Annotated in this window: 6 protein-coding genes; 5 read left to right on the top strand and 1 reads right to left on the bottom strand. The window is 44.0% G+C overall.

Going from position 1 to position 3,931, the window contains the following annotated elements; genetic code table 11:
* Positions 1-351 (bottom strand): hypothetical protein (locus VK541_RS17270; RefSeq protein WP_324371590.1); only part of this gene is annotated, 351 nt, incomplete at its 3' end.
* Between the two features lie 198 nt (positions 352-549).
* Here VK541_RS17270 and VK541_RS17275 point away from each other — a divergent pair.
* The 5 genes from VK541_RS17275 to VK541_RS17295 form a co-directional block, all read left to right on the top strand.
* Complete coding sequence (locus VK541_RS17275; protein WP_324371591.1) at positions 550-1,299, top strand: hypothetical protein; 750 nt, start codon at positions 550-552, stop codon at positions 1,297-1,299.
* A gap of 39 nt (positions 1,300-1,338) precedes the next feature.
* Positions 1,339-2,088, top strand: a complete 750-nt coding sequence (locus tag VK541_RS17280; RefSeq protein WP_324371592.1) for a hypothetical protein — start codon at positions 1,339-1,341, stop codon at positions 2,086-2,088.
* Between the two features lie 10 nt (positions 2,089-2,098).
* Complete coding sequence (locus VK541_RS17285; RefSeq protein WP_324371593.1) at positions 2,099-2,566, top strand: hypothetical protein; 468 nt, start codon at positions 2,099-2,101, stop codon at positions 2,564-2,566.
* Between the two features lie 145 nt (positions 2,567-2,711).
* Entirely contained in the window at positions 2,712-3,434 is a 723-nt protein-coding gene (locus VK541_RS17290; protein ID WP_324371594.1) for a LytTR family DNA-binding domain-containing protein, read from the top strand.
* Between the two features lie 131 nt (positions 3,435-3,565).
* Positions 3,566-3,931, top strand: a 366-nt coding sequence (locus tag VK541_RS17295) for an acyltransferase (RefSeq protein WP_324371595.1), incomplete at its 3' end; no start/stop codon positions are given.

Here is a 3,931-nt window from a genome sequence, read left to right on the forward strand (position 1 = left end):
GTTCAAAGCAATGTTTAATGCTGACATTGCTTCGGGAAACCTGGCCAGCATGGTTAAAATGATGCCTTTTACACGGTAAGAACTGGACACGATCCCGGGGTCTTTTATGTTTTTTTCGAAAGACAGGATCCGGTCTATATAATCCAGGCTCTTTTTGGGGTTGGCATTGATCGTACTTGCCGCCAAAAAAAACAGGTCACGGGCCTTTTTATCATCATTGTGCCGATTTTGGGCGATGACTTTTTCTACCGAGTCGAGCGCGGTTTCCTGCGCCCACAGTTTGTTGTTCCCTGTTAAGGTTTGTACTGCGATGAGCATCGGTAAGATAAAAAGGTGCGGGTTGATTTTCATTTGGTTAAAATAACAAACATTTCCGGAGATAGTTCAGTGGGTTGCTAAGTCAAAGTGCAGATTCACTCAGTCAAATGCACTATTCGGTTTCCCTCGTCGTAACTCTGGGTTCACTCATTGAGTCCGGTGTCTCAATCATTGTCAAAAAATACTTTTTCTGGTGCCTGTACTATTGTGTAATTAATTAAATAAAACCCTATGAGACAAATAATTTTTATGATGGTTTGCTTCCTTATACTGACCATCTCTTGTAAAAAGAGCAAAGAGGAAGGCAAGGAAGTGGTCAATGGTGATCTTAAGGAGACCGTTGAAACCGTAAATGGCAGTACGTATAAGATTTTCAGGAATAAAGACGCTGATTCTTTTAAGGGGATTCTGGTCATTGGAAGTGGAAATAATGAAAATAATCCAAGTGAGGGTACGCTGGACGGAGGTGCTGAAACTGCGCTCTGCAGGAAGGCGGCTGAGAATGGTTATGCTGCGGCAATCGTTAAATACCGCAAGACGCCCGGAAATGCGAATGCCGACAGCTGGAACACCAGTGCCAAAATGATCGGCGAGGATTTTGACAAGTGCATTGTCGCCATTTCGGATAAATACGGTATCGACAAAACGAAGTCGGTGGTGGGGGGCTTTTCTTTTGCTTCTTACATGTTGTTTAGCGACATCTCTGCGAATGCTACGCTCAGTTATTGTAAAGGCGTGCTGGCCGCCTGCGGCGGGAGTGGTGCCTGGAATGCACAGAACTTCAAGATTCCCATCTATGCCATCAATTGCAGCGGCAATAATGAGGGCGAATATTATGGGAAGAGCTTATATGATCAGATACCCAATAACTCTCCGGTCAAAGCGAAAAGTGAGGGGGTTACCGACAATTCATGCAATACGCATTGCGGCGGAAACTGGACGGATAAAATGTATGCGAAAATGGTGACCTGGCTCAATTGATCAACTTAATTATTTAATCATCTGCTATAAATTAAAACTATGAAAACTATGAAAATTCTGATGAGCATGGTGTTGCTCATCGTGGCATTCGCTGCCTGTAAAAAGGAAAAGGCTAATCCTGATGATCCGAACAATCCTGACGCCGAACTGGCTGTGAGCAGGGAAGACCTGATTCCGTATTACATTGTTGCGGAGCGCAAGGCTGGTGACAATAAACTGGCTGTCTTCTATTTCAGCAAGGAGGGCAATGTTGTGAAGGTTAACCTGCACCGCCAGGGTTATCTGCGCAGCGGTGAGGTAAATATGGATAAATCCGGCTTTACATTCGATTTGGAAGGCAATGGAAATTTTGTGTACACTTTTGTGTTTGAGAAGAGTGCTGAAGGTAAGGTGAGTTTAAAATCTTACAGTTTTACGGATAAAGCCAATGCTGCTCAGGGATTTGAGTATGCTGTTCTGGGTACTCAGGGAAGTATTCCTTCTTTCGAAAACGGTTCATTTAAATCCGGTGACATCTTGTTCCAGTTCAGTGCAGCCAGGAATATTGAATGGGATATTAAATCCAGGCAGATCGGTACAAAATATTACCCGCCGCCGATCAATAAAGTTTTGCCGGTCATGGCTGAGGCGCCTGAGGTTTCGGTTCCCTATTATGGCATTAGTCCCGCAGGCTTTAAAGCCAACAATGACTTCATTGGGGCCCTTGTGCCCTCCTGGAAGGATACTGCTACGCCGCTTCTGCTGGTGGAACGAAACAGTATCATTTACCTGTCTGTGAAACAACCTTAAAATCTGAAAAATGAAAAATTTAAGAAACATCCCGAAGATCTTTATTGCGCTCAGTTTCCTTTTTATCCTGGTTTCCTGCAAAAAAGACAAAAAGACTGAGAAAGAAAACACAGCTGGTACTTTTGAATACCAGGGTAAAAGTTATGAAGTCAGTAGTGCGGACTACCGTTCGGGTAATGGCGACGGGGCCTGGATCTACCTGGGTTCAAAAGATTTCAATTTTGTACAGATCCGTACGAAGAATCTGGGCGATTATGTGATCCCGACGGGAACTTTTACTTACAAATCCGGTCTTCCTTATAATCCGGCCGCCAATTTTGCAGGGGGTTTTGTCGACATCAGTAATGTATCGGATGAGGTCAATGCGGGTACGGTAGTGATTTCTAAGGAGGGGGAGCAGTATACCATCTCGGTCGATGTGACTACTGCGAAGGGTCCGCTGAAAGCCAGTTTTACAGGTACCCTGAAGAAAATATAGGCTTATCTGCCCGCTCTTGTTCCTGTTGCGTTGAGCAACAGGAACTTTTTTCTCCGGCAGATGAGATTACTGAATATAAATTAAGTATTGCAAATACTTGACTGGCAATTATTAAAACCCGATTATTATAACTAATGATCTCTTCATGATAAAAGCAGTAATTCTGGACGATGAAATTAGGGGCAGCAAACTGCTGCAACATAAGCTCGATTCTTTTGATGACGAGCTGATTGTGGTAGGTGTTTTCAATGAACCTGCGAAAGCTCTCGAGGCGATTGCGGGGCTTTATCCTGACGTCTTGTTTCTTGATGTGGAAATGCCGGGAATGAATGGTTTCCAGTTTCTGGAACGCCTTGGCAGCTTCGATTTTGAAGTGATCTTTACGACTGCATACGACAGCTACACTTTGGAGGCGCTGCGTCTTAGTGCGGTCGACTATCTGATGAAACCTGTTGATGAAGAAGATCTGCAAAGCGCTATTACCCGGCTCCGGAAAAGGGTAGCAGGTAAGGGCGCTCAAAAAAACCTGAAGCTTGAAAAGACACTGACCAAAAGGCTGGCCCTGCCTACCGCAGAGGGGGTTTATATCATCGATAAATCCAATATCATCAGGGTGGAGGCGATGAGTAATTACAGTGTTTTCCTGCTGGTGGACAATAAAAAAATCATCGTTTCCAAAACTTTGAAAGAATATGAATCGCTCTTAAATGATGAGTGTTTCATCCGAATCAACCGCTCTGCGATCGTGAACCTGACTTATGTTGTAAAGTACCGTAAAGGTGATGGTGGAACGCTCGAATTCAGCGACGGTGCAGAAGTTGAGGTTTCTCCGCAGCGCAAAGATCTGTTACTGCAAAAATTATTTTAGATTTCCCGGATTAGTGGATGGGTTTATGCGGTTGTATGCGACAAAGTTACGGGATTGGGCAATAAAAGACCTGGAGTGTGTAATTAAATGTTGACAATTTTTTACAAATTGCAATTTTTCCATTCCTTTACATGAGCGCTGAACTGAATAATGAGCTGGCCACCAAGCCGCACTATCCCATATTAGACGGACTTCGTGGTGTTGCTGCCATAATCGTTGTCACATTTCACCTTGCAGAGCCATTCTCGACTAGCAATTTAGATAAATTCGTAAATCATGGTTACCTGGCTGTCGACTTTTTCTTTTTATTGTCCGGTTTTGTGATGGGTTATGCTTATGACGACAGATGGTCTAAAATGACGGTGGGCAGCTTCTTCAAACGCCGGATCATACGTCTTCAGCCTATGGTGGTTTTGGGGATGACGCTCGGCGCTATCGGATTTTATTATACGGATTCTACATTATGGCCGCTCATTCATACTGTTCCGCTCTGGAAA

Origin of the sequence: Pedobacter sp. (genome assembly GCF_035317785.1) — a bacterium.
Lineage (GTDB): Bacteria > Bacteroidota > Bacteroidia > Sphingobacteriales > Sphingobacteriaceae > Pedobacter.